The sequence below is a fragment of the Agromyces sp. NSFZ genome (genome assembly GCF_056156205.1).
The window spans coordinates 1,841,228-1,865,357 of the sequence record NZ_CM149585.1 but is presented as its reverse complement, the minus strand read 5'-3'; the positions used below and the strand labels follow the sequence as shown (position 1 = coordinate 1,865,357).

General features: G+C 70.3%; 27 protein-coding genes. 11 read left to right on the top strand and 16 right to left on the bottom strand.

Annotated elements, in window-relative coordinates; all coding sequences use genetic code 11:
* Nucleotides 1–96: 96 nt before the first annotated feature.
* From ACVFI9_RS08840 to ACVFI9_RS08830, 3 genes are all read right to left on the bottom strand, one after another.
* Entirely contained in the window at nucleotides 97–993 is an 897-nt protein-coding gene (locus ACVFI9_RS08840) for a cupin domain-containing protein (RefSeq protein ID WP_474765840.1), read from the bottom strand.
* A gap of 102 nt (nucleotides 994–1,095) precedes the next feature.
* Nucleotides 1,096–2,409, bottom strand: coding sequence for a M24 family metallopeptidase (locus ACVFI9_RS08835; protein WP_474765839.1), 1,314 nt, complete (start codon nucleotides 2,407–2,409; stop codon nucleotides 1,096–1,098).
* A 108-nt stretch (nucleotides 2,410–2,517) separates the two neighbouring features.
* Entirely contained in the window at nucleotides 2,518–3,549 is a 1,032-nt protein-coding gene (locus ACVFI9_RS08830; protein WP_474765838.1) for a LacI family DNA-binding transcriptional regulator, read from the bottom strand.
* 168 nt (nucleotides 3,550–3,717) lie between these two features.
* Between ACVFI9_RS08830 and ACVFI9_RS08825 the strand changes: the two genes are divergently transcribed.
* Complete coding sequence (locus ACVFI9_RS08825; protein ID WP_474765837.1) at nucleotides 3,718–5,094, top strand: NADP-dependent succinic semialdehyde dehydrogenase; 1,377 nt, start codon at nucleotides 3,718–3,720, stop codon at nucleotides 5,092–5,094.
* Nucleotides 5,095–5,096: 2 nt separating this feature from the next.
* Here the strand turns inward: ACVFI9_RS08825 and ACVFI9_RS08820 are convergent, their stop codons facing one another.
* Nucleotides 5,097–5,708: a TetR/AcrR family transcriptional regulator gene (locus ACVFI9_RS08820; RefSeq protein WP_474765836.1), complete on the bottom strand. Its 612-nt coding sequence runs from the start codon at nucleotides 5,706–5,708 to the stop codon at nucleotides 5,097–5,099.
* A gap of 155 nt (nucleotides 5,709–5,863) precedes the next feature.
* Between ACVFI9_RS08820 and ACVFI9_RS08815 the strand changes: the two genes are divergently transcribed.
* Nucleotides 5,864–7,579, top strand: coding sequence for an MFS transporter (locus tag ACVFI9_RS08815; RefSeq protein WP_474765835.1), 1,716 nt, complete (start codon nucleotides 5,864–5,866; stop codon nucleotides 7,577–7,579).
* A 61-nt stretch (nucleotides 7,580–7,640) separates the two neighbouring features.
* Here ACVFI9_RS08815 and ACVFI9_RS08810 read toward each other — a convergent pair whose 3' ends face one another.
* Genes ACVFI9_RS08810 through ACVFI9_RS08800 form a run of 3 tightly spaced genes read right to left on the bottom strand, consistent with a single transcriptional unit; the run spans nucleotide 7,641 to nucleotide 10,196 of the window.
* Entirely contained in the window at nucleotides 7,641–8,792 is a 1,152-nt protein-coding gene (locus ACVFI9_RS08810; RefSeq protein ID WP_474765834.1) for an NAD(P)/FAD-dependent oxidoreductase, read from the bottom strand.
* Nucleotides 8,793–8,802: 10 nt separating this feature from the next.
* Entirely contained in the window at nucleotides 8,803–8,991 is a 189-nt protein-coding gene (locus tag ACVFI9_RS08805) for a ferredoxin (RefSeq protein WP_474765833.1), read from the bottom strand.
* 26 nt (nucleotides 8,992–9,017) lie between these two features.
* Complete coding sequence (locus tag ACVFI9_RS08800; RefSeq protein ID WP_474765832.1) at nucleotides 9,018–10,196, bottom strand: cytochrome P450; 1,179 nt, start codon at nucleotides 10,194–10,196, stop codon at nucleotides 9,018–9,020.
* Between the two features lie 175 nt (nucleotides 10,197–10,371).
* On the opposite strand from ACVFI9_RS08800, the gene ACVFI9_RS08795 reads away from it, so the two are divergent.
* From ACVFI9_RS08795 to ACVFI9_RS08770, 6 genes are read left to right on the top strand one after another with little or no spacing between them, the layout of a single operon-like run.
* Nucleotides 10,372–11,337 (top strand): phosphotriesterase family protein, encoded by a 966-nt coding sequence (locus ACVFI9_RS08795; RefSeq protein ID WP_474765831.1) that lies wholly within the window; start codon nucleotides 10,372–10,374, stop codon nucleotides 11,335–11,337.
* A 6-nt stretch (nucleotides 11,338–11,343) separates the two neighbouring features.
* Nucleotides 11,344–12,297 (top strand): phosphotriesterase family protein, encoded by a 954-nt coding sequence (locus ACVFI9_RS08790; RefSeq protein WP_474765830.1) that lies wholly within the window; start codon nucleotides 11,344–11,346, stop codon nucleotides 12,295–12,297.
* A gap of 12 nt (nucleotides 12,298–12,309) precedes the next feature.
* Nucleotides 12,310–13,431, top strand: a complete 1,122-nt coding sequence (locus tag ACVFI9_RS08785; protein WP_474765829.1) for an FAD-dependent oxidoreductase — start codon at nucleotides 12,310–12,312, stop codon at nucleotides 13,429–13,431.
* Nucleotides 13,432–13,437: 6 nt separating this feature from the next.
* Complete coding sequence (locus ACVFI9_RS08780; protein ID WP_474765827.1) at nucleotides 13,438–14,364, top strand: alpha/beta hydrolase; 927 nt, start codon at nucleotides 13,438–13,440, stop codon at nucleotides 14,362–14,364.
* A complete protein-coding gene (locus ACVFI9_RS08775; RefSeq protein ID WP_474765826.1) occupies nucleotides 14,361–15,290 on the top strand; it encodes an MBL fold metallo-hydrolase in 930 nt (309 codons plus the stop codon). Before ACVFI9_RS08780 ends, ACVFI9_RS08775 begins: the two co-directional genes overlap by 4 nt.
* 19 nt (nucleotides 15,291–15,309) lie before the next feature.
* Nucleotides 15,310–17,031 (top strand): CocE/NonD family hydrolase, encoded by a 1,722-nt coding sequence (locus ACVFI9_RS08770; protein ID WP_474765824.1) that lies wholly within the window; start codon nucleotides 15,310–15,312, stop codon nucleotides 17,029–17,031.
* Here the strand turns inward: ACVFI9_RS08770 and ACVFI9_RS08765 are convergent.
* The 6 genes from ACVFI9_RS08765 to ACVFI9_RS08740 are packed head-to-tail and all read right to left on the bottom strand — an operon-like array spanning nucleotide 17,012 to nucleotide 20,412.
* Complete coding sequence (locus ACVFI9_RS08765) at nucleotides 17,012–17,653, bottom strand: flavin reductase family protein (RefSeq protein WP_474765822.1); 642 nt, start codon at nucleotides 17,651–17,653, stop codon at nucleotides 17,012–17,014. The two genes, ACVFI9_RS08770 and ACVFI9_RS08765, sit on opposite strands and share 20 nt — an antisense overlap.
* A 9-nt stretch (nucleotides 17,654–17,662) precedes the next feature.
* On the bottom strand, nucleotides 17,663–18,706 hold the full coding sequence (locus ACVFI9_RS08760; RefSeq protein ID WP_474765821.1) for an NAD(P)H-dependent flavin oxidoreductase: 1,044 nt from the start codon (nucleotides 18,704–18,706) through the stop codon (nucleotides 17,663–17,665).
* Nucleotides 18,699–18,851: a hypothetical protein gene (locus tag ACVFI9_RS08755; RefSeq protein ID WP_474765819.1), complete on the bottom strand. Its 153-nt coding sequence runs from the start codon at nucleotides 18,849–18,851 to the stop codon at nucleotides 18,699–18,701. The genes ACVFI9_RS08760 and ACVFI9_RS08755 overlap by 8 nt, the downstream gene beginning before the upstream one ends.
* Complete coding sequence (locus tag ACVFI9_RS08750) at nucleotides 18,841–19,515, bottom strand: flavin reductase family protein (RefSeq protein WP_474765817.1); 675 nt, start codon at nucleotides 19,513–19,515, stop codon at nucleotides 18,841–18,843. The genes ACVFI9_RS08755 and ACVFI9_RS08750 overlap by 11 nt, the downstream gene beginning before the upstream one ends.
* On the bottom strand, nucleotides 19,512–19,889 hold the full coding sequence (locus tag ACVFI9_RS08745) for a DUF952 domain-containing protein (RefSeq protein WP_474765816.1): 378 nt from the start codon (nucleotides 19,887–19,889) through the stop codon (nucleotides 19,512–19,514). The genes ACVFI9_RS08750 and ACVFI9_RS08745 overlap by 4 nt, the downstream gene beginning before the upstream one ends.
* A gap of 1 nt (nucleotide 19,890) precedes the next feature.
* Nucleotides 19,891–20,412, bottom strand: a complete 522-nt coding sequence (locus ACVFI9_RS08740; RefSeq protein ID WP_474765815.1) for a hypothetical protein — start codon at nucleotides 20,410–20,412, stop codon at nucleotides 19,891–19,893.
* 67 nt (nucleotides 20,413–20,479) lie between these two features.
* On the opposite strand from ACVFI9_RS08740, the gene ACVFI9_RS08735 reads away from it, so the two are divergent.
* The 3 genes from ACVFI9_RS08735 to ACVFI9_RS08725 are packed head-to-tail and all read left to right on the top strand — an operon-like array spanning nucleotide 20,480 to nucleotide 22,438.
* Nucleotides 20,480–20,908, top strand: coding sequence for a group III truncated hemoglobin (locus tag ACVFI9_RS08735; RefSeq protein WP_474765813.1), 429 nt, complete (start codon nucleotides 20,480–20,482; stop codon nucleotides 20,906–20,908).
* Entirely contained in the window at nucleotides 20,898–21,578 is a 681-nt protein-coding gene (locus ACVFI9_RS08730; RefSeq protein WP_474765812.1) for a helix-turn-helix transcriptional regulator, read from the top strand. The genes ACVFI9_RS08735 and ACVFI9_RS08730 overlap by 11 nt, the downstream gene beginning before the upstream one ends.
* The gene (locus ACVFI9_RS08725; RefSeq protein WP_474765810.1) at nucleotides 21,575–22,438 is read left to right on the top strand and encodes an endonuclease/exonuclease/phosphatase family protein; all 864 of its coding nucleotides are present in this window, start codon (nucleotides 21,575–21,577) and stop codon (nucleotides 22,436–22,438) included. Before ACVFI9_RS08730 ends, ACVFI9_RS08725 begins: the two co-directional genes overlap by 4 nt.
* Nucleotides 22,439–22,454: 16 nt before the next feature.
* Here ACVFI9_RS08725 and ACVFI9_RS08720 read toward each other — a convergent pair whose 3' ends face one another.
* Genes ACVFI9_RS08720 through ACVFI9_RS08710 form a run of 3 tightly spaced genes read right to left on the bottom strand, consistent with a single transcriptional unit; the run spans nucleotide 22,455 to nucleotide 24,092 of the window.
* Nucleotides 22,455–22,916, bottom strand: a complete 462-nt coding sequence (locus ACVFI9_RS08720; protein ID WP_474765809.1) for a hypothetical protein — start codon at nucleotides 22,914–22,916, stop codon at nucleotides 22,455–22,457.
* The gene (gene lepB / locus ACVFI9_RS08715; protein ID WP_474765807.1) at nucleotides 22,913–23,440 is read right to left on the bottom strand and encodes a signal peptidase I; all 528 of its coding nucleotides are present in this window, start codon (nucleotides 23,438–23,440) and stop codon (nucleotides 22,913–22,915) included. The genes ACVFI9_RS08720 and lepB overlap by 4 nt, the downstream gene beginning before the upstream one ends.
* Before the next feature lies 1 nt (nucleotide 23,441).
* Nucleotides 23,442–24,092, bottom strand: a complete 651-nt coding sequence (locus tag ACVFI9_RS08710) for a DUF6448 family protein (RefSeq protein WP_474765806.1) — start codon at nucleotides 24,090–24,092, stop codon at nucleotides 23,442–23,444.
* Nucleotides 24,093–24,130 lie beyond the last annotated feature (38 nt).

Below are 24,130 nucleotides of genomic sequence, written 5' to 3'. Positions count from 1 at the left end.
ACGTCGTCGGGGCGGTTCTGCGATCACTGTCTCGTGAGCGAGTCAAGCAATCGATTGCAGACCTGTCAAGTCAAACTGTACGTTCGTCGGGCCGCGTCACGTCTCCTCTGCCAGGCGCCCCTCCAGGTACTGCCAGTCCCGTACGAAGCGGTACGCGTGCCGCGGCGGCATCTGCGGCGCCTGGGTCTCGAGCCAACGCACCGCTTCGCCCGTCGCGGAGAACGAGTGCACGCATCCGACACCCGCCCAGGCGATGTCGCCCCGCTGCAGGAGGAACTCCTCGCCATCGAAGGTGGCCCGCACCTCGCCGTCGAGGATCAGGTACGCCTCCTCGAGCGGATGGTCGTGCGGTCCGGCGGCGCCATCGGGCTCGTACTGCACCATGAACATCGTGCCGAGCGTGGCGCCCAGATCGGAGTCGACCATCATCTTCAGCGAGATCCCGGTGTAGACCAGCAGGGCCGTGCGCATGCTGCCCGAGACGGCGAGGAGCTCCTGCGACTGCCTGCCCGGATCCATGTGTTCGGGCGTGATGTTGCCGAAGGACCGGGTGCGAGGATCGCGCGGGTCGACCCGTACGGGCTGCACCTCCGGGATCTCGGGCACGCGGTAGGTGTCGGAGCCGTAGCGGTCGCGTGCGGGCGGCGTGAACAGGTCCGACCAGGCGGCCCCCGTCGACTCGTCGATCGCTCGCCACGCGTGGGGCACGCCGATGGGGATGACGCCGTAGTCGCCCGGCACGAGCCGCACGCTCGCCTCGGGCGTGGCGAGCACCACCTCGCCCTCGAGCACGTTGAAGCTCTCCTCGAACGAGTGCACGTGCGTCGCCGTCGATCCACCGGGTTCGAGGCGGGTGATGCCGAAATCCGTGTGGGCGGCACCATCCTCCTCGCCGACCGCGCGCCACCGGGTCAGGCCGACGGCACCCGGCGCGAGGGCCCCGAGCGACCGATAGTCGGCTTCGCTGCCGCGGCGGACCACGAACCTCGTCATCGGCTCCCCTCCCGGGCGCTGCGGCGATTCGCCGCAGCGCGAGAAACGTTCAGTAATGCTTCACGAAAGTAAAGTGTCTCTCGAACCGGATGTCAAGGGTCGTCAGAACTCGTTCGCGATGAACAGCTCCTGCGCCGGGAACTTCGTCAGGATCTCCGTACCGTATTCGGTGACCACGACCTCCTCCTCGATCCGGGCCGCCGAGAAGCCGTCGGAGGCGGGACAGTACGTCTCCATCGCGAAGACCATGCCGACCTGCAGTTCGACCGGGTCCTTCATCGAGTTCAGCCGGGAGATGATGGGTCGCTCGTGCAGCCCCAGCCCCAGCCCGTGGGCGAACTGCAGCCCGAACGCGGCGAGTTCGTTCTCGAATCCGAAGTCCGTCGCCTTGGGCAGCACGGCGGCGACCTGATCGCTTCCGACACCGGGGCGGATGGCGTCGATCGCCGTGTCCATCCACTCGCGAGCCTGCTTGTACGCGTCCTTCTGGCTCTCGGTGGCCCACCCCACCGAGAACGTTCGGTAGTAGCAGGTCCGGTACCCGTTGAACGAGTGGATGATGTCGAAGAAGGCCTGGTCCCCGGGCCGGATGATCCGATCGGTGAAGTTGTGGGGGTGCGGGTTGCACCGCTCCCCCGAGATGGCATTGATGGCCTCGACCTGGTCGCTGCCGTACTCGTACAGTCGCTTGTTCGCGAGGGCCACGATCTCGTTCTCCCGCACACCGGGCTTCAGGGCGTCGACGATGTCCTGGTAGACCCCGTCGACCATCGCCGCGGCCTGGTTGAGCAGGACGATCTCGTCGGGTGACTTGATGACGCGGGCGTCCATCATGCGCTGCTGGGCATCGGCGACGCTCAGGCCCTGCCGTTGCAGTTCGAACAGGAACGGGGGTTCGACGATGTCCAGGCCGAGGGGCGCATCGGCGAGTCCCGCCTCGGTGAGCAGCGACCTGATCTCCGACACCGCGTCGCGCATGAGGCCGGCGCCATCGGGATCGACCGCTCCGCGGAAGCCGAGGAATCCGGCCCGGTAGTGCTCATCGGGAACCCAGTCCGAGTAGAGCTTGTGGTGGCGCACCGCCGATCCGAAGTCCCAGAGGATCGGGTCGTGGCCGCGCATCAGGAGCGCGTATCGGATCATCTTGTCGCCGAGCGCACCGCCGATCCAGGTCTGGGTCGTATAGCGGATGTTGTAGAAGTCGAAGAGCAGGAAGGCACCGCACTCGCTGGCCTCGAGCGCCGCCTTCGCTCGGTCGAGCCGGTAGTTGCGGAGCCGCGCGAAGTCGACGCGATGCTCGTAGTCGACGCCGTGCTGGCCCGGCGCCGCCAGCGGGCGGGCACCCGCGGGGCGAAGTGATGGCCGCTCGAAACGTCGACCGGGCTGATCGTGGGCGTGCTGGTGCTTCGCTGCCATCGGACTTCCTCGTCTCGTCGGGCGATCACGGCCCTGGCCGTGGTGGAATTGCGATGCAATCGATTGCGACTCGCGTGGGCCAAGGCTAGGTCCGCCTTCGCCGGCTTGTCAATCGACGTCAGCAGGAGCCACGGCCGTCGAACCACGCACCACCAGCGTGACCGGAAGGACCATGGTGGCCGGCTCCTGGTGTCCCGCCTCGATGGCATCGAGCAGCATCCGTGCGCCCTGCACGCCGATCTCACGGAGCGGGATCCGCACGGTGGTGAGGGCCGGCCAGAAGTCCGCCGCGAAGGGCATGTCATTGTAGCCGACGACCGAGACGTCCTCCGGGCAGCGAAGCCCGTGCGAGCGGAGCGAGCGGATCGCGCCGAGCGCGACGAGGTCGTTGGCCGCGACGACGGCCGTCGGCCGGAGACCCGGACGTGCGAGCAGCTCGTCCATGGCGGCGGCGCCGGCATCCGCGGAGAGCGCACCGGCTTCCACCACCGTGGGCGCGACATCCGCCATCGACGCGGTGACGGCGCTGAACGCCTCCGCTCGCTGGCGAGTGGTCGAGAAGTTCCCAGGCCCGGCCAGGTGCGCGATCCGACGATGGCCGAGTTCGTGCAGGTGCTCGACGGCCGTCCGGATCCCGCGTTCGTTGTCGGCCGTGACCACGGGGTACGGCGCGGAGCCCGCCCACCGGTTGACCATCACCACGGGCACCCCGTCGCCGAACGCGTCCGCGATGACCGGCTGGTCGTCGAGACGTCCGGTGGCGACGATGAAGCCGTCCACGCGGCGCTGCAGGAGCGAGTGGAAGGCCGCCTCCTCCACCGCCGGCTGACCGTCGGTGTTCGCCAGCAGGGCCGTGTACCCGCGCGGCTGGAGGCACTCCTCGATGCCGCGCATGATCGGGGGGAAGATGGGATTGGCGACATCCGGGATGATCACCCCGACGGTCATCGAGTGGTTGAGCCGCAGGCCGCGCGCGACGAAGTTCGGCACGTACCCGAGCTCGCGGGCCGCCTCCCGGACCCGATTCGCGGTCTCTGCGTTCACCTGGGCCTGCGTGTGCGCGTTGAGTGCGCGCGACACGGTGGCCTTGTGCACGCCTGCCCGGCGCGCAACGTCGTCGATCGTCACTCGCTTGGGCACCATTCCCCCGTTCAGGCCGGTCCCCGCCGGCCGCGATCGCTTGACAGACTACAATCGATTGCACCTCGCGCAAGCCCGGATGTGGCGACTCGCCCGCCGTCGGCGCCCCGCACGGCACGTCCGGTCACTCCCGCGCGATCATGGACCACCGAGTCGAAGGAGACGACCATGGCCATCGCGACCGTCAACCCCGCGAACGGGGAGACGCTGCGGACCTTCGAACCGCACGACGCCGCCGAGGTCGATCGCCGACTCGCGGAAGCGGATGCCGCCGCCCGAACCCTGCGCGGCACCGGCTACGCCCGACGCGCCGATTGGATGCACGCGGCCGCCGACGCGCTCGAGGCCGACGTCGAGGAGGCCGCACGCCTCGTCACCCTCGAGATGGGCAAGCCGATCGCGCAGTCCCGCGCAGAGGTGCTGAAGTGCGTGAAGAACATGCGCTTCTACGCCGACCGGGCGGGGGCGTTCCTCGCCGACGAGCCGCTCGCCGACGCGTCGGCCGTGAGCGCGTCGAAGGCGTTCACGACGTACCAGCCGCTCGGCGTGGTGCTCGCCGTGATGCCGTGGAACTACCCGCTGTGGCAGGTCATCCGGTTCGCCGCGCCGGCGCTCATGGCCGGCAATGCGGGCGTGCTGAAGCACGCATCGAACGTGCCCCAGGCCGCGCTCTACCTCGACACGCTCTTCGAGAAGGGCGGCTTCCCGCCGGGGTCGTTCCGAACGCTCCTCATCGGGTCGGACGCCGTCGACGCCGTGATCGCCGACCCCCGCGTGAAGGCCGTCACGCTGACGGGGTCCGAGCCGGCCGGTCGCGCCGTCGCCGGCCGCGCCGGCGGCGAGATCAAGAAGGCCGTGCTCGAGCTCGGCGGCTCCGACCCGTTCATCGTGATGCCGAGCGCCGACCTCGACGGCGCCGTCGAGACGGCGGTGAAGGCCCGCGTCTCGAACAACGGCCAGTCCTGCATCGCCGGCAAGCGCTTCATCGTGCACGCCGACGTGTACGACGAGTTCGCACGACGGTTCGCCGATCGAATGCAAGCGCTCATCGTGGGCGACCCGTTCGACGAGGGCACCGATGTCGGACCGCTCGCCACCCGCAAGGGACGCGACGACCTGGCGGCGCTCGTCGACGACGCGGTCGCCAAGGGCGCGCGGGTGCTCACCGGCGGCATGGCGCCGGATCGGGACGGCTGGTACTACGCTCCCACCGTCGTCGACTCGCTGACCGAGGACATGCGACTCGTCATGGAGGAGGCGTTCGGTCCGGTCGCCTCGCTCTATCGCGTGGCCGACCGCGACGAGGCGCTGCGAATCGCCAACCAGACGACGTTCGGACTCAGCTCGGCCGTCTGGACGAACGATCCCGACGAGGAGGACTGGTTCCTCGCCGGGCTCGACGCCGGCGCGGTGTTCGTGAACGGCATGACCGTCTCCTACCCCGAGCTCCCCTTCGGCGGCATCAAGGACTCGGGCTACGGTCGCGAACTCGCGGCCGCGGGCATCCGGGAGTTCTGCAACCTCAAGACGGTCTGGAAGGCGTAGCCTCAGCCGTCGCCGAGAAGCTTCACCCAGCCCTCGATGAGGACGTCGAGCGCTGGATCGGTGTCGATATCCCACTGGTGCCGGATCCAGTGCAGGTTGGTGCGATCGAGCATCTCGAAGGCGAGCACGCCGCGGAAGTGCCTCGTGGCGGGCTGGAAGCGCTCGGCGAGGTCGAGGCCGTCCTCGATGTCGCCGACGACCTCCTCGGACCACTCGTCGACCAGCTCGCGGATCTCGGGTTCGACCGCGGCCGCCACGCTCGCCGCCAGGATGTACGGGCGGATGACCGGCCAGCGAGCGGCCTGCTCACGGATCCAGACGCCGATCGCCGCACTCGTGCCGATGTGCACCACCTCGACGAGCGCCGACGCCGTCGAGCGGTGGACCGGCGACTCCTGGCGCTCGAGGATGAGGTTGAGCCGGTCGATGAGCGCGGCCATGATCGCGCGTCGCGACGGGAAGTGGGCGTAGAAGGTCACGCGCGTGGTGCCGGCAGCGGCCGCGATGTCGTCGATCGTCGTCGCGGCGTAGCCCTTCGACTCGAACAGCTCGAGAGCGGTGTCGAGCAGTCGCTGACGCGTCTGCTCCTTCTGCGCGACCCGGAGATTCGCCATGCCGATCAGCATAGGCGATGCGGTCGCTCACCGTCCGCACTGTAAGATCACTTGACATTGTGTAAATCAAGGTTCACGCTGATGCAGTACCGGTCTGCCTCGACCGGGTGCACCACGGCTCGAACCCACTCACCGGAACAAAGGAGTTCTCTGCAATGTCCAGTGCCATCGTCACGGCCGGCTCGGCCAGGGCGACCTTCGCGGCCGCGTACATCGCGGTCACGCTCGCCCAGATCACGAACGCGTTCCCGGGCGCCCTCAACGGTGCATTCGCCGCGGAGTTCCACGCGTCGGGCGCCGGCCTGACCTGGATCTCGTCGGCCTTCGTGATCGCGATCGTCGTCTTCGAGCTCACGTTCGGCGTCCTCGGCGACCTCTTCGGCCGCAAGAAGCTGCTCTACGCCGGAGCGGCGTTCACGTTCGTGGGCACGCTCATCGCCGCGTTCGCGACGACGACGGGGATCATGATCCTCGGCCAGGCGGTCGGCGGCATCGGGGCCGGCATCCTCTTCCCGATCTCGCTCTCGATGATCGCGGCGATCACGCCCGACCTTCGGGCGCGGGCGCGGGTCATCGCCACCTGGGCCGGGTTCCTCTCCCTGGGGGCGGTGATCTCGCCGGTCCTCGCGGGCATCACCATGGAGTTGTTCACCGTACCCGGCGCCGCGCCCGGCGCCCCCAACGAGTTCAGCGGCTGGCGAGTGGCGTACTACATCGCCGCGTCCGTGGCCGTCGTCGTGTTCGTCTTCGCGCTGCGGGCGAAGGACTCGGCGGCCCCCGAGGGACGCAAGCTCGACATCCCCGGCCAGGTCACGCTCTCGCTCGGCCTCATCGCCGCGCTGAGCGCCACCGTGGTGGCGGTCGACGCGGGCTTCGGCGACCCCATCGTGATCGGCGGGTACGTGATCGGCGGCATTCTGCTCGTCGCCTTCGTCATCATCGAGCTGAAGACGAAGGTGCCGCTCATCCACCTCTCGCTGTTCCGCAACTCCTCGTACGCCATCACCAGCATCGTCGCGGTCACCGGCATGTTCGCGTTCCTCGCGATCGCCTTCTCGACGAGCGTGGCCGTCGGCGCCCTCGGCGGGGTGGAGACGTGGAAGATGGGCGTGCTCTTCGTGTTCATCCAGGGACCGGCGTTCGTGCTCATCCCCGTCGTGGGGTGGCTCATCCACCACGTCTCGCCCCGCTGGGTGCTGACAACGGGCTTCGCATTGATGGCGGTCAGCGGATACTGGATCTCGAACATCCCCCTCGGCATCCCCGAGGCATTCGGCGGCACGCCGTGGACGACGTTCATCGCCCCGCTCTTCCTGCTCGGTGTCGGCTTCGCGCTCACGGTCGGCTCGATCACGGCCGTGGCCATCAACACGGTCGAGCCGAGTTACATCGGCATGGCCTCGGCCACGACGAACCTGCTCCGCGACCTCGGCTTCGCGCTCGGCCCGGTGGTCGGCTCGGTGATCGCGTTCAGCATCGGCGCTTCGATGTTCGCACCCCAGCTCGGCGGCATCCTCGCGGGTGCTGGCCTTCCGCCCGAGGCGATCGCCGGCCTCTCGCAGGTGCCGCCCCTCGGCTTCCTCTCCGGATGGGACGGCGTCATCGCGCAGTTCTCGGCCGAGGCGCTGGCGAGCGGGGCGCCGCAGCAGGCCGTCGACCAGGCGGTCGGGGCGCTCACGAGCTCGCAGGGCGCGATCCAGGGCTCGGCCGGAGTGTCGCTCGGCACCGGCTTCCAGGCGGTCTACCTGATCGCGGGCATCGCCGCGACCGCGTCGGCGATCCTCACGCTGTTCATCAGCGGCAAGCGCACCGATGCTCCCGTCACCGACGAGGAGCTCGGCGAGACCGTCGTCGAGGACGCCGTGGCCTGACCGGCACGACGAAGGGGGCTCGGCGCAGTTCGCGCCGAGCCCCCTTTCGCATGTCGACCCCTCAGTGGACCGCGGATGCCTCGCACAGTCGACGAAGTCGCGGGATCGGGATCCGGTAGTTCATCGAGACCGCCGTGGCGGTGCCGTCGTCATGACGCCACCGCAGGAGCGCCGGACCTTCGGAAGCGCCGGCCTCACCGTCGACGACCTCGGGCTCGCCGACGAGTGGCGTCCGACCGGCCACCCGCAGGTCGAGGCCGAACTGCTCGGTCCAGAAGTAGGGCCGGGCCTCGAGCTCGGATGCCGCAGCGCCGTGGAGCAGCGCACGGGCGGCCACGCGTGCCTGCTCGATCGCGCTGTGCCAGATGGGGCTGCGGGCGTGCCCGGCGGCGGACGGGAATGCGGCGACATCGCCCGCGGCGACGATCTCGGGACGCAACCGACCTCGGGAGTCCACCGGGAGTGCGCCACCGCTCGACAACCCGCTGCCCGCGAGCCATTCGGTGTTCGGGATGTCGCCGACCGCGGTCAGCAGGAGGTCGCCTTCGACGATGCGGCCGTCGGCGAGCTGCGCCGCCGACCTCCCGCCGCGATCGACGACCCGTGCGTCGGGGGTGACGATGAGGGTGAGGCCGCGGGCGACGGCCGCCGCGGTGATGGTCTCACCGATGCGGGCGCCCAGCTGGCGCGCCATGGGCGGCTCGTTGGTGACGAGTGTCACGCGGCAGCCTGCCTCGAGCGCACCGGAGGCTACCTCCATGCCGAGCGGCCCGCCGCCGACGATCACGACATCGGGGCGCGCGGCGATGCGCTCGCGCAGCACGAGCCCATCGTCGAGCGTGCGCAGCACGTGCTCGTCGGGCAGGCGGCCGAGCCGTCTCGCCCGGGAGCCGCTCGCGATCACCAGCCCGTCGTACGGCAGCTCCGCGCCGTCGTCGAGTGACAGCACGCGCCGCTCGGCATCCAGTCGGGTGGCCGCGACGCCGAGCAGCTCGGTGGCGCCATGCTCGGCCGGCGGGAGTTCGTGGGCGGTCAGGTCGGCCTGGCTGCGCAGCAGCGCCTTCGAGAGGGCCGGACGGCTGTAGGCGGCGCGGGTCTCGGACCCGACGATGGTCAGTTCACCGTCGAATCCCCCCGCGCGGAGGGTGTCGGCCGCGGTGAGCCCGGCGATGCCGTTGCCCACCACGACGGCCCGTCGCAGTGCGGTTCCCATCGGCCGGCGCTCAGACGAGCTTCAGCGCAGCGACCGGGCACGCCCGAATCGCGGCGCGGGCACGTTCGAGCGCGTCGCCCTCGACCTCGGGGACGTCGATCACGAGTTCGGCTTCGTCGTCGAGGTGCATCAGGTCGGGCGCAGCCTCCTCGCAGAGGCCGTGACCTTCGCAGCGGGGTCGGTCGAGTTCGATTCTCATGGTGGCGCTCTCCAGTCGGTGGGTGCTCACGCGGGAACGACGTCGATGACGTCGAGCCGCTCGATGCTTCGCGTGATGTTGCTGGGCAGGCGCACCTCGTCGCCGAGGCGGAACGACTGCACGTGGGTGGCGAGAACACGGATGATCGCGTGTCCCTCCATGCGGGCGAGGCCCTGGCCGGCGCATCCGTGCGGCCCATAGCCGAAGGTGAGGTGGTCGGTCGGGTTGCGCTTCACATCGAAGGTGTCGGCGTCGGCGTAGTGGCGTTCGTCGTGGTTGCCGGCACCGAACAGGACCGCCATGTGGGCACCCTTCGGTACGAGGGCACCGTCGATCTCGACGTCCCGCGTCGCGCGACGACCCCAAGCGTGCACTGGCGGCCAGAAGCGGAGGACCTCGGCGAACGCGGCCGGCACGAGGGAGGGATCCTGCCGCACGAGCTCGAACTGCTCGGGGTGCCGTCCGAAGAGTGCCACGATGTTGCCGATGGCGGCGATGGTGGTGTCGACGCCCGCCCCGAGGTACTGGTGGATGATGTTCCCGGCCGTGCCGGCGGGAATGTCGCCGCGCTCCTGCGCGTCGAAGATCCCGCGACCGATCGAGCCCTCGGCGAGGTCGTCGCGGGTCACCTGGCTGCACCACCCGTAGAGCTCGCCCGCGATGGGGAAGTGCTCCATGGTGCGGTGGTTCATCGGACCGATCACCTCCATGGCGGCCTGACCCCAGCGCAACATGTTGTCCTTCACCTGGCCCGTGAATCCGATGAGATCGGCCACGATCTCGAGCGGGAACTTCCGCGCGAGCGCATCGATCGCCTCGAAGTCGCGGCTGCGGGCGAGGTCGGCGACGAGCGCATCGGCCTTCTCGTCGATGGTGCCCTCGAGCCCACGAAGCGCGCGGGGCGTGAGGTTCGCCGACAGCGTGGCGCGCAACTGCGTGTGCATGGGCGGGTCCGACGCCAGCGAGGTGCCCTGGAGCGCGTCGTTGACGCCGTCGTTGAAGCCGATCGCCTTGACCGAGGAGAAGGTCTCGGGGTCGCCGAGCGCGTCGCGGATCACGTCGTAGCGGGTCAGGGCGTACACGTCGTTCACGGGCAGGTGCACGACGGCGCCGAGCTCCCGCAGTGCCGCGTAGGTGGGGTACGGATCGATCAGGATCTCATCGGCGAAGAGATCGATGTCCGAGGTCGCGGGTGAAGTTGCCATGGTTCCTCCTCATTGAGTGGCCGGCGATCGTCGTCGACGGATTGGCTTACATCAAGTAAAGCGAGTCGAATGTCAGTCCGCAAGTCCACTTGACATTCTGTAAAGTGAATGTCAGGATGGCTCGCACCGCCGCTCGCTCTGCGGCGTCTCGCACTCAATGGAGAGGAACCGTCGGTTGAACCGCATCGTCAATACCGTCCTCGGCCCCGTACCTGCCGATCGGCTCGGGGTCGTCTCGGTGCACGAGGCGCTGCTCTCGGTGGTTCCGGGCGCGCAGTTCGCCTTCGACGTCACCATCGATCGCGCCGAGGTCTTCGACCGACTGGCGGCCAGGCTCCACGACTTCCGCAACCACGGCGGCGGCACCATCGTCGACAGCACGGGCATGTTCCACGGGCGCGACCTGCGCCTCTACGAGGCCCTCTCCCGCTCGACCGGCGTGCACATCGTCGCGTCGACCGGAATGGGGCCGGAGGAGATGCTCGGCGGATACTTCCTGACCCCGCAGACGAATCCGCCGACCCCGTGGCCGGCCGAGAGATTCGCCGACCTCTTCGCGAAGGAGATCGCCGAGGGTATGGTGGTCCCCCGCGTCGAGCGCCGCGCGGCAGCAGGTCTGGTCACCACCACCGCAACCCGTGCGGGCACGACGGCGACCGACGAGAGCCTCCTCCGCGGGGCGGCGCGCGCTGGCCTGGCCACGGGTGCACCGGTCTCGCTCCGCTTCGGGAACGACGCCGTCCACGATCTCGAGATCGTGCTCGACGAGCGACTGCCCGCCCACCGCGTCGCGGTCGGCGGACTCGACCGCACGGACGCGGTCGCCGCGGGCGCACACCTCGAGGTCGCACGCCGGGGCGCATTCGTCGCCATCGACAACGTCGGACGCGACCACGACGATCTCGTGTCCGATCGCGAACGCGCCGGCCTCGTGAGCGACCTCGTCGCGGCGGGTCACGGCGATCGGATCCTGCTCTCGAGCAACGCCGTCGGGGTCGCCAAGGGGCATCCCGACGACGACCTGCCCTTCAGCCTCATCCTCTCGGGCTTCGTTCCCGTTCTCCGGGCGAAGGGCCTCGACGAGGCGGCCATCCAGCGGATCCTCGTGGACAACCCGCGCGAACTTCTCACGGTGAGGTAGGAAGCAGTGTCGAGAGTCAACACCGTCCTGGGGCCGATCCCCACGGAAGAACTGGGCCTCGTGGCCATCCACGAGCACATCGGATACGGCATGCCGGGTTCCGAGCTCGACACCACGTGGTGGAAGACGCCCGAGCAACGGTACGAGGAGACCGTGCCCAAGCTGCGCCGGTTCCACGAGTACGGCGGCGGCACCTTCGTCGACGCGACCGGCATCTGCAACGGCCGCGACGTCGACTACTACCAGTCGCTCTCCGAGAAGACCGGGGTGCACATCGTCGCCTGCACGGGCTTCGTCGGCGGCGACACGGCGCTCCCGTTCTTCGCCCGGGCGAGCGTCGACTACCTCGCCGACCAGTTCATCCACGAGATCACCGTGGGCATCGGCCGCACCGGCGGTCGTGCCGGCATCATCAAGGTCGGCGTCAGCCGCGGCGGCCGCATGACCGACCTCGACAAGCGCATCTACCGCGCCGCCGCCCGCGCCTCACTGGCCACCGGCGTGCCGGTCCTCACCCATCTGGCGATCGACGCCGAGAACGCGATCGACATCTTCGATGAGGAGGGCCTCCCGCTCCACCGCGTGCTGTTCGGCCACGTCGACGACGGCGTGAACGCCGACAAGACGCGCGACACCTGGATCGCCGAGCAGGGCGGTCGGATCGGCTTCGACACCTTCGGGTACGAGACCGAACTGCCCGACCCGCCGTTCTGGGCACGCCCCCGCAAGGAGCGGCTCGACCACTTCCTGCGCTTCATCGACCAGGGCCACCTCGACAAGGTGCTCGCCTCGGCCGACGCCAACTGCAGCCCGCTCGGCTGGCCGGGCGTCAAGGGCCACACGGTCAACTACATCTTCGAACAGCTCATCCCCGACCTCCGCGCCGCCGGCCTCGACGAGGCCACGATCACGACGATCTTCGTCGACAACCCCGCACACTTCCTGGCCATCCAGAACTGAGAGAGAAGAACCATGGACATCACCGAGCTGAAGATCGCCATCGTCGGCGGCGGGTACGGCGGCGCTGCTGCCGCCAAGGCCCTCAGCCTGCTGGGCGCCGACGTCGTCGTCTACGAGCAGGCGACCCAGATCCTCGAGGTCGGCGCCGGCATCGGCCTGCGTCCCTCCACGATGGACCTGTTCCGGCAGTGGGGCGTCTTCGACGCCATCGCGAAGGTGAGCTCGGCGAGCGACTACTTCGAGATCCTCACCGCCACGGGTGACCCCATCATGAAGGACTCGTGGCCCGGCATGGACGACTACGAGGTGAAGACCAACACGCACCTCATCCACCGCGGCGACTTCATCGAGGCGCTCGTCGGCGTGCTGCCCGAGGGCATGGTGCACCCCGGCCACAAACTGGAGAAGATCGAAGACTTGGGCGACCGTGCCGTGCTCACCTTCGCCAACGGCACCACGACCGAGGCCGATCTCGTGATCGGGGCCGACGGCATCAGGTCGACGGTGCGCCGTCAGCTGTTCAGCGACCAGCAGCCGGTGTTCGCCGGTGAGCACGCCTACCGCGCCGTGGTCGACGCCGACGCGGCGCACGGCCTCGTGGTCGACGACAACCTGCGCATGTACGTCGGGCACGGCACCAAGGTGTACGTCCTGCCGTTGCGTCATCGCAACCAGATGTCGTTCGACGTCACCGCCCTGAATCCCGACGGCACCTGGTCGCCGCAGGTCACCAAGGACGACCTGCTCGCCACGGTCGACGGCTTCGACGAGCGGATCATCGGGCTGGTCCGCGACCTCGACATGGACAGGGTCAACGTCCGCGCGGTCTACGACATCGATCCGGTCGACACCTGGCACTCCGACTGCGTCGCCCTCCTCGGCGATGCGGCGCACTCGATGTGCCACCACCAGGGCCAGGGCGCGAACTCGGCGATCATGGACGCGGGCGGACTGGCCGAGGCGCTGCAGCAGGCTTCCTCCGTCAAGGACGCGCTGGCGCTCTACCAGGCGACGCGCAAGCCGGTGACCGACGAGTTGCAGCGCATCTCGCGCCAGGGTTGGAGCGAGGACGAGATCAACGACGTCTTCCCCGGCCAGAAGCCTGCGGCGCAGTCGCTCGCCCAGCAGCACTGAGACGCCATGCCGCTGCATCCCCGGATCGCCGAAGTCCTCGCCGGCCTGCCCGCGCAGCCGCCCGGCCCCATCGACCCCGTCGCGCTGCGGGCCGCCGAGGAGGCGATGGTTCCGCCCCCCGAGCAGCGGCTGCCGCTCCACTCCGTCGAGGACGTGACCGCACACACCGCGGCCGGCGCGGTGCCCGTGCGCATCTACACGCCCGTCGAGGCCGACTCGTACGGCCTCCTGGTGTACGTGCACGGCGGGGCCTTCTTCCTCGGGAGCCTCGACACGCACGACCACGTCGCCCGGTCGCTGGCGCAGGCGACGGGCCTGAAGGTGATCTCGGTGGGCTTCCGCCGCGCCCCTGAGGCGTCCTTCCCAGCCGGGTTGGAGGATTGCTACGGCGTGGTGCGCTGGGTGGCCGAGCATGGCGACCGCCTGCGGTGGAACGGCGAGACCCTGGCGATCGCCGGCGACAGCTCTGGCGGCACGTTCGCCGCGGCCGTCGCCGCGATGGCGCACGACGACGGGTTCGACCGCATCACCCACCAGGTGCTGTACTACCCGTCGCTCGACCTCGACTTCGACCTCGAACGCTACCCGTCGCTGCGCGAGAACGCGGTGGGCTACGGCCTCGAGACCGCAGGCCTCGAGCCCTTCAACGCCTTCTACGTCGACAGCGGCGCGGATCCGGCCGACCCTCGCGTCTCCCCCATCAAGCGCGACGACCTCACCGGCCTGCCGCCCGCGCTCATCGTCACGGCGGAGTTCGACCCGCTGCGCGACGAGGGCGAGCGCTACGGCGAGCGACTGCGCGAGGCGGGCGTCGAGGCGATCGTCAGCCGGTACGCGGGCGCGAACCACGGCTTCGTGCAGCACTTCACGTGGATCCCCGAGTACCACCGGGTCTTCGAGGAGACCGCCCGCCTCCTCGAGGAGGCGCGGTGACGGCGAAGATCCACCCCATCGCGGCGCCATGGGGCCGCTTCCAGCTGTACAGCTTCCTCATCGACGCGCCGGAGCTCGCGATCGTCGACACGGGAGTGACGGAGTCGGCCGCCGGTGTGCCGGCGGCGCTCGAAGCGCTCGGCAAGCGCATCGAGGACGTCCGCTGGATCCTGCTCACGCACGGTCACATCGACCATGTCGGCGGCGCGTTCGCACTCTGGGAGGCGACGGGTCGCAGGGCGCATGTCGTCATCGCGGAGCGCGACGCACGGTTCCTCCGCTCGCGCCGTGCCCATGTCGACGAGTTCCTCGAGTTGCGTGGCGAGTACTTCCCCGAGCCCGAGGCCGCCGAGCGGAAGGCCGCGGATGCCGCGGCGTCGATCTCCGGCGAGATGGAGCCCACGCTCCTCGTACGCGGCGGCGAGACCCTCGACCTCGGCGGCGTCTCCGTGTCGGTGCACGCCACGCCGGGACACACGCCCGGCGCGGTCGCCTACGTGGTCGACGGGCAGGGCGACGTCTTCGCCGGCGACAGCGTGCAGTGCTACGGCGCGGCCAGCGGCTTCCCCGGATACGAGGACGCGGCGGGCTACCGGACGAGCCTCGAGTACCTGCGCGATGTGGTGCAGCCGCGGCACCTGTACCTCGGGCACCCCTACCGACGCGCCGACGGCACCCCGTTCCCCGTCGCGCTCGACGGGGCCGACGCGCTCGAGGCGATCCGGGGCAGCCTCGACAACGAGGCACGGATCCGCGCCGCCGTGGAGCGGTACCTCGCTGCCGGGCTCGTCGCGACGGATTCGGCGTACTCGCCGTACGAGGCGGTCGCGGCGGAGCTCGGTTACACGGGCGATCCGACGCTCGAGCCGGCGCCGTTCCTCACCACGATGCACGCGTACCGCACGACATTCCCACCGCAATCCTGAGCGACGAAGGAGGCACGACATGGCTGAGATCCGCACCATCGACGCGGGCGGACGGACGATCGCCGTCCGCAAGGACCTGCGCGTGCCCATGCGCGACGGCATCACGCTCGCCGCGGACGCCTACCACGGCACCGATGACACGCCCCGGCCGGCGCTGGTCGCGCTCAGCCCGTACGGCAAGGAGTTGCAGGCGCTCGCGCTGACCACGCCGCCGCAGCGGCGTCCGAGCCCGATGTGGGACGGATGCATCGAGGCCGGCGACATCGCCCGGGTCGTCGAGGAGGGCTACGTGCACGTCATCGGCGACCTGCGCGGGTCGGGGGCATCCGAGGGCGAGCACATCGGCAACTACAACGCCGGCGGCGTCTCCCTCGGCGAGGACGCGTACGACTTCATCGAGTGGGTGGCCGCGCAGCCCTGGTGCGACGGCAACGTCGGCATGATCGGCATCTCGTACTTCGGCTCGATGCAGGTGCTCGCCGCCGCCGAGCGGCCGCCGAGCCTGAGGGCCATCTTCGTGAGCGGCGGCCACTACGACTTCTACGAGACCACGTACCACGGCGGCATCATGTGGTTCATGCCCCGCGCGGCGCGCGAGGGACGCGGCGGCGACTCGGGCTGGGCGTTCACCGACCGGGTGAAGTCCCGCATGCTCGAGACCTACTCGCCGGATGAGATCGCGGCTCGCGTCGCGAAGCGCCTCGAGGACCCGGATGTCGCGGCCTGGCCGAACCTGGTGCACGTGCTGCACTACCCCACCAACCACGAGGCGTGGTTCGACATCGTGATGAACGAGCTCGACGGCGAATGGTACGAGGAACGCAACCCGGTCACGCTGGCTCCGAACATCGACATCCCCGTCTGGCTGCAGCTCGACCAGGGCCGCGGGTGGACGCTCGACGGCACGATCGAGTTGTTCCAAGCATTGAAGGGCCCGAAGAAGCTCGACATCGGCCCCTACCCGCCGATGCAGTCGCGTCCCTTCATCGAGGAGCACGACAAGATGTTCCGCTGGTACGACTACTGGATCAAGGGCATCGACAACGGCGTCATGGATGAACCGGCCGTCAGCGTCTTCGTCGAGGGCTCTCGTGAGGTGGTGACCGCCCAGCAGTGGCCGCCGAAGCCGATCGAGTACCGGCCGCTCCACCTGCGGCCCCGCCGCCGCCTCTCGTTCGAGCCCGAGCGCATGGGCGCCGAGCACGCCGCGCCCGACGGCTTCTACCAGGCACCGCTCACGGTCACCGACCGGGTCGAGATCATCGACTGGGCGACCGCGCCGTTCGAGACGCCGACCGAGCTCATCGGCGCGGGCGCCGCGCACCTGTTCGTCGAGATCGACCAGCCCGACACGAACCTCATCCTGCGGGTGTGGGATGCCGCGCCGAACGGGTCCCGGCAGCTCATCACGACCGGGTACCTCAAGGCATCGCACCGCGAGCTCGACGAGCGCAGCACCGAGGGCGACCCGCACCACCCGCACACGCGCGCCATGCCCGTGGAGCCCGGCGCGATCGAGGAGTACGTCGTCCGTCTCTACCCGTTCGCGGCCAGCTTCCAGCCCGGCCACCGCATGGTCGTCGAGCTCTCGAACGCCGAGCCCCTCGCCGACGAGCACAACGCCCTGCTGCCGCCGGACGCGTTCCACCTCCCCGTGGGCCGCGCCGTCACACACAAGGTCTACCGCGACGCCGCCCACCCGTCGCGCCTCGTGCTGCCGTTCACGATGAAGATCGGCTGACGGATGCCCCGGGCCGCGGCATCCGGAACCGCGCGGCCTCGTTGATCGTGAAGTAGTCGGCCGGTCCCCCGCCGCGGAGGATCGGCTCGCCGGCGATCGTGTCGTAGGTGCCGCTCGCCACGAGGTCGCGCCGGATGTGGATCATCACGGCCTCGCCGAGCACGAGCCAGGCGTCGAGCTCGGCGCCCACCGCATCCGTCAGCCGTTGCACCGAGCTCACGCGGCACTCGAATGCCACGGGGCTCGCGGCCACCCGAGGGGGCGCGACGATCGTCGACGCCGCCGCCTCGAGGCCGGCGAGCTCGAACTCGTCGATGCCGGCCGGTACCTCGGCCGAGGTGGCGTTGACCGCCTCGGCGAGCCGACGCGTGGCGAGGTTCCACGTGAACTCGCCGGTCTCGGCGACGTTCGCGACCGAGTCCTTCCATCGCGTGCTCGAGAAGCCGATGATCGGGGGGCGGTAGTTGAAGAGGTTGAAGAAGCTGTATGGCGCCAGGTTCCGGGTGCCGTCGGCGGCGAGCGAAGAGATCCAGCCGATCGGGCGCGGCGCGATGACCTGGTTGAGCGGGTCGTGTTCGAGCCCGTGGCCCGATCTCGGCTCGTAGCTGTGGAAGTCGCTCACCGGTCCAGACTAGGCCGGGAGGCCGGCCGCCAACTCGTCGAAGACCGCGTCGGCGTCGGCCTCGCGTGCGAGCGGTGCGGCCTGCCCGACCCAGAGCGACTGCAGCTCGCCGAGTCCGCGTCGCCCGGCCTCGGCGCGGAAGCGCCCGGTGAGCCAGTTCTGCACCGGGAACGGTGCGATCGCGCCGCCGGCCTCGATGGTGCGGACCGCACGGTTCGGGACGCCGCGTGCGAGACGCCCGCTCATGGCACGCGTCAGCACCGTGCCGTGCGCCGGCGTCCCGGTGATCGCCCGCCGGTGCGCGTCGTTCGCGGCCGACTGCTCCGTGCGCAGGAACGCCGTGCCGACCACCACGCCCGACGCCCCGAGGGCGAACGCGGCGGCCACCCCTCGGCGATCGGCGATGCCGCCCGCCGCCAGCACGGGCACGCCGACCGCGTCGACGACCTGCGGCACGAGGGCGAACGTCCCCACGAGCGAGTCCTCGGCGCGGCGCAGCCAGGACACGCGGTGCCCGGCCGCCTCGGCTCCGGTCGCCACCACGGCGTCGACGCCGCCGCGCTCGAGCGCGATCGCCTCGTCGACGGTGGTCGCGGTGCCCATCACGCGGATGCCCCGCTCGTGCGCCGCGTCGACGACCGCGTGCGGCGGCACCCCGTAGACGAAGCTCATCGCCGCCGGCCGCGCCTCGAGCACCGCCTCGACCTGCGCCTCGAACGTCGGGAGGTAGCGGTCGGGCCGCTCGGGCAGCTCCAGCCCGAGCTCGTCGAAGAACGGCTCGAGGGCGCGCACATGCCGCTCGAACTCGTCGGCCGGCACCTGCTCCACCTCGTCGTGCGGCACCCAGAGATTGAGTGCGAAGGGCCGGCCGGTGGCGGCCCGCAGCGCCGCGGCGGTCTCGCGGATGCGCGCGGGGTCGTATCCGTAGAGGCCGTACGAGCCGAGTCCGCCGCGGTCGCTGACCGCGGCCGTGAGTTCGATCGACGAGAGCCCCCCGAACGGACCGAGCACGATCGGCCGCTCGACGCCGAGCAGCTCCGCGACGTCACGCATCGTCGCGCTCCTGCGCCTCGGGCACCGCGCCGCAATGCCAGCACGGCCGGCTCGCGGCATCCGCCGCGCCCTCGTTCATCGCACCGCACTCGGGGCACACGCGACCGAGCCAGCAGACGGCATCGCCGCCGTACTCAGCGGGCATCGGCCACCGCCCGTTGCGGTGCGGTGGGGCTCGAGCGCGTCCAGCCGAGCTCGTCGCCGAGCCCGAAGTAGTGCTTGAAGCTGTAGATGAGCGGCTGCCACGCGAGGGGGTCGACGTGGTCGTCGTCGGCGACGATGCCGGGGGCGGCGTGCACGCGCACGACCTCCGCCTCGACGAGCCAGTAGTCGTCGCTCCACCCCGGCGTCATCCGGCGCACCTCGGCCTCGAACTGCAACGCGCACTCCCGGACGCGCGGCGGCGTCACGAGGTCGGATGTCTCGGCATGGAGGCCTGCCGCCGCGAACTTCTCGGGCTCGTGGCGGTATCGGTCGGCCTTCGCCGGCGGCACGGGATGACGCGCGGTGAGGGCCGCCAGGCGCTCGACGGCCTCCCAGTGCGAGCCGGATGGGAAGTTCACGGTGAGCTGCGGCCGCCGCCGCAGGTTCTCGATGGTCTGGCCGTCGGTCTCGAGGCCGAGGACGAGCATCTGCCCCAGCGCCCAGTACGACGACGCGGGCGCCAGGTTGGCGGAGCCGTCGGGGTTCTCGCTCGCGACGAGGAACACGGGCGTCCCCACGTACAGGATCTTCGGTCGGATGACGCGGCGATCCTCATGGGCTCCGATCGGGTCACCGCTGTCGATCGCCTGATTCACGTGGTTCATGCCTCCGGTCCGCTGAGTCGGGTCGGTGCCAGCCAGCGCTCGCCGTCGCGGACGGCCGGCACGACGTCGATGACGATCGCGGGATCGTTCGACTCGATCGCTCCGAACACCCGAACCCCGCCGTGCTCGTCGGATGCCTCCACGGGCACGCCGCTCGCGACGAGCGCATCCGCATCGAGCACGACCACGACCACCGGAAGGTGCAGGTCGGCGTACCGATCGTCGAGCACGCGCTGCACGTTCGCGGCGTCGCACGCGCTGAGGTAGCCCTCGTCGTCGAGCGAGCGTCCGCGCGTCGAGACCTCGTACTGGCCGAGCAGCTGGCTCATGCCCCAGTCGTCCTCGATGGCGATGTGATGGATGCGTCGGCCCATGTCAGCCCACCGCTCGGAGGTGGGCGAGGGTCAGCCCGATCGGGATGCTGATGATGAGGGCGGCGAGCACCACCCGGTACAGCACCGCACGCGCGAGTGCCCGGTGCGACCACGTCGCGGCCATCGCGGCGACGAGCGCGGCGAGCAGGAGGATGCCTCCGGCATCGACCACGAGCGGCGTCGCCGTGAGCGTGCCGACGATGACGAGCAGGTTGCCGAGGTTCCAGGCGGCGAGCGTCGCACACAGGCGAGCGGCCGAGGCATCCGCGGTCCGGAGCACGCGATGCTGCACCGCGAGGCAGCACTGTGCGACCCCGGCGACGAGCACGACGTAGGCGGCGACCCAGCTGCCCTTCGGCAGCTCGAGCGGACCGGTGAGTGCGGCGACGAGTCCGCCGACGATGATGAGCACGACGCCGAGTGCGAAGCCGAGCACGCCGACCCGCTCGACGGGTGTCGTCATCGCCGCCCCGTCGGGCGCGAGGGCATCGCGCTCGATGAGGGACTCACGCCGAAGGGTCACGTCGCGCTCACCGTCCAAGATCGAGTTAACCGCAACACTATCCGTTTTAATCGATTAGCGTGGAAGTATGACGACGGGGGACCTGCACGGCCGAGCCGACATCGGCATCCTCGTGGGCGAGTTCTACCGACGAGCGTTCGCCGACCCGCTCATCGGCCCCATCTTCACCGACGTCGCGAAGATGGACCTCGACCATCACCTGCCGATCATGTGCGACTTCTGGGAGACCGTGCTCTTCAACGCCGGCCTCTACCGGCGCGATGCGCTGCGGGTGCACCTCGCACTGAACGCGAGGCACCCCCTGCTCCCCGACCACTTCGCGCGCTGGCTGGAGCTCTGGGTGCGCACCGTCGACGACCTGTTCCGCGGCGAGAAGGCCGAACTCGCGAAGGTGCAGGCCGAGCGCATCGCGGGCTCGATCAGCCGTCGCATGCAGGGCCGCTCGGGCAGCGAGTTCGAGACGATCAGCCTCCGGGAGCCGTCGGATGCCCCGTGAGTCCCTGACGGGCGACGTGCACGCCGTGCTCGCCTCGCGCACGAGACGCCGGGTGCTCGAGGCCGTCGCCGATTCGACCTCGCCGATCGACGCGTTCACCATCGCCGCCGGACTCGGATTGCACGTGACCACCGTGCGGTTCCACCTCGACCAGCTCGAGGCCGCGCACCTGGTGCGCCGCCAGGTCGGCGGCGAACCTCGCCGCGGCCGGCCGCGCATCCGCTACGTCGCGGCGACGACCCCAGGTGACGACAGCCGGGAACAGCTCATCGACGTGCTCGCGCGGGCGCTCGCCGAGCGACCCGACGGGCGCGAGCAGTCCGTGGAGGCCGGGCGCCGGTGGGCGGATGCCGTGGCCGCCGCGGGCGGTGCGGATGCCGTCGGCCCGGCCGACGGGGATGCCGACGGCCGCGACGTGCTCGCGCACGTCCTCGACCGCCTCGGCTTCGATCCGGAGCCCGCGGGTGACGTCATCCGGCTGCGCGCGTGCCCGTTCCGCGATGCCGCCCGCGACCACCCGAAGGTGGTGTGCTCGGTGCACCGGGGCCTCATCGAGCAGCTCATGCGGCGGCACGGCGGCGGCGCCCGCGCAGAGCTCGTCCCCTTCGTCGAGCCCGAGCTGTGCCTCGTCGCGCTCACGGCGCCGGGCGGTCGTACGCTGGACGAATGAACGACCCCGTGCTCATCGGTCCGGTGGACCCGCCCGAGGTGCACGTGATGACGTACAACGTCCGACGACGGTTCCGGAACCTCCGAGCCGGCAGTCCCGATCGGTGGGATCGCCGCAAGTGGCTGCTCCGACGCATCCTGGAGGCCGAGCAGCCGACCGTGCTCGGCGTGCAGGAGGCCTTCGCCGACCAGGTGCACTTCGTCGCCGAGTCGCTCGGACCGCACTACGAGTGGGTGGGACACGGCCGCGACGCCTCCGGTGAGGGCGAGCGCTGCACCATCTTCTACGACACGCAGCGCATGACGCTGTCGCGCTGGCACCAGCGCGCCCTCTCGGCGACGCCCGACCTCCCGGGCTCGCGCACGTGGGGCAACCTCGTGCCGCGCATCGTCGTCTCCGCGCACTTCACCGACCTCGCGACCGAACGTCGGCTCATCGTCTTCAACACGCATTTCGACCATGTCTCCCGCAAGTCCCGGAACGCGGCCGCCCTCATGATCCACGACCTCGTGCTGGCCGAGCACGCCGCAGACGACGAGGCCGGGTTCGTCGTGATGGGCGACCTCAACGCCGACGCCGGATCGGTCGTGCACCGCCGCCTCGAGGGCGACGGCGTGCTCCGCGACGCGTGGGACGCCGCCCACGAACGGGTCAGCCCGCAGTGGGGCACGTTCTCGAACTACCGTCGCCGACGGGTGGGCGGCAAGCGCATCGACCTGATCCTCGCGGGGCCCGGGGTCGAGGTGCTGCGCACGGGCATCAATGCCGTGCGCTTCGAGGGTGCCGCGGCATCCGACCACGAGCCGGTGCAGGCCGTGCTGCGGTTCACCGAGCACGCCGCCGACGCCGCGCTCGACTGACGACCCGGGCCATGTGTCAACGAGCGGCGGACACGGCCTCCGCGTCGCGCTTCACGACGGCGAGCATCCGGCGCGTGGCGACCACGTGGGCGCCCGTGCCGACGAGCATCGTGCGGTACAGCCGGCCGGCGATTCCCGGGAATACCGCTCGCGTCTCGGCGCGCAATCGGCTTCGGCTCGCGCCCAGGTCGTCGAGGCGGAAGACCAGCTCGTAGTCGGAGTACCGGTGCCGGCCCGCGAGCGCGAGCGCGCCGGGCGCATCGACGGCGACGACGTGGAATCCGGGCACCGTCGAACCCATGGCGAGCGGACGCGGGCCGGATGCCTCGGTGTCGACGCATCCGAGGAATCGCGCGAACGGTCCCGGCCCCGCCCGCTCGATCATGCGCAACAGGGCCGGCCACGCATCGGCACGACTCGCGCCGAGGTCCACCGAGTGCGCGTCGACCAGTGATGCCGCTGAAGACCGGGCATTCATGCGTCCACCGTCGGACGTCTGGAGAGCCGAGTCCAGCGGCGCAGCGGCCGGGAACGCACGACCCCGCGGATGTCTCGCCCGTCGACGTACGGGTCGGTCCACGACCGGGAGTCGTCGGATGCCCCGCGGTGGTCGCCGAGCACGAAGAACCTGCCCACCGGCACCTCGAAGGCGCCCCGGTAGGTTCCCGACGCCGACGCGTACGGTTCGCTGAGCGGCTCGCCGTTCACCCGCACGGCGCCACTCGGGCCGAAGTCGACGCGCTCACCGGGCAGCCCGACGAGACGCTTCACGAGGATTCCCCCACGTTCGCGGGAACGGAACACCACGATGTCCCCGCGGCGAAGCCGCTCGGGACGATGCACGCGGGTCGTGAGCAGCAGATCGCCCGACTCGAGCGTCGGGCGCATCGAATCGGAGCGCACCAGCGTCGTGAACATCACGAGCCGGTTGACGAGCAGCGCACCGATCACGACGGCGACCACCACGACGAGTGCGACGAGCCAACCGAGGTCGGCGGCCACGTCAGTGGTGATGCTCGTGGTGCGCGGCGTGCTCGTGACCGCCGTGCCCGTGCGCGCCGCCGTCGGCGTCGCCGTGGCCGTGGCCGTGCTCCTCGCCCTCGGCGAAGTGGAAGAAGTCGACGTACGCCGCGATGAACCGACGGCCGGCGGCCACGTCGTCGACGTCGAAGTCCTTCGTCGCGATCACGCGGTCGAACCGTTCGCGCAGCTCCTGCAGCTCGGCCTCCGAGAACAGGCCCTCGAGCGGGTCCATGCTTCCGGTCGCCACGCAGCGATCGGCCGCGATGACGGCGTCGTCGATGGGCGTGCCCGCGGGCTTGATGCCGTCGTACGGCGCCCCCTCGCCGGCCCGGTGCAGCCGCACGAGCGTCTCGAGGAAGTACTGGTCGGCCAGCTCGCGGGCGTCGTCACCGAGGTCGCGAACGCGTCGGGCGAGTTCGAACGCCCTGGTGAGCTCGGCTTCGTGCGCCTCACCGATCCACTTGAGCGCGTGGTTCACGTTGCCCGACTCGAGTGCGCGTCGGCCGTCGGCGACGGTCGGGCCGTCCATGGTGTCGCAGTGAGCTCGTGCGGGATGCGGGATCACGAGGGCGAGGACCACCACGGATGCCGCGACGAGCATCGCCACCGCCAGTACCAGAAGCATGCTCATGTCGATCGCTCCTTCCGTCCGGCGCGGCGCCGGGCCCC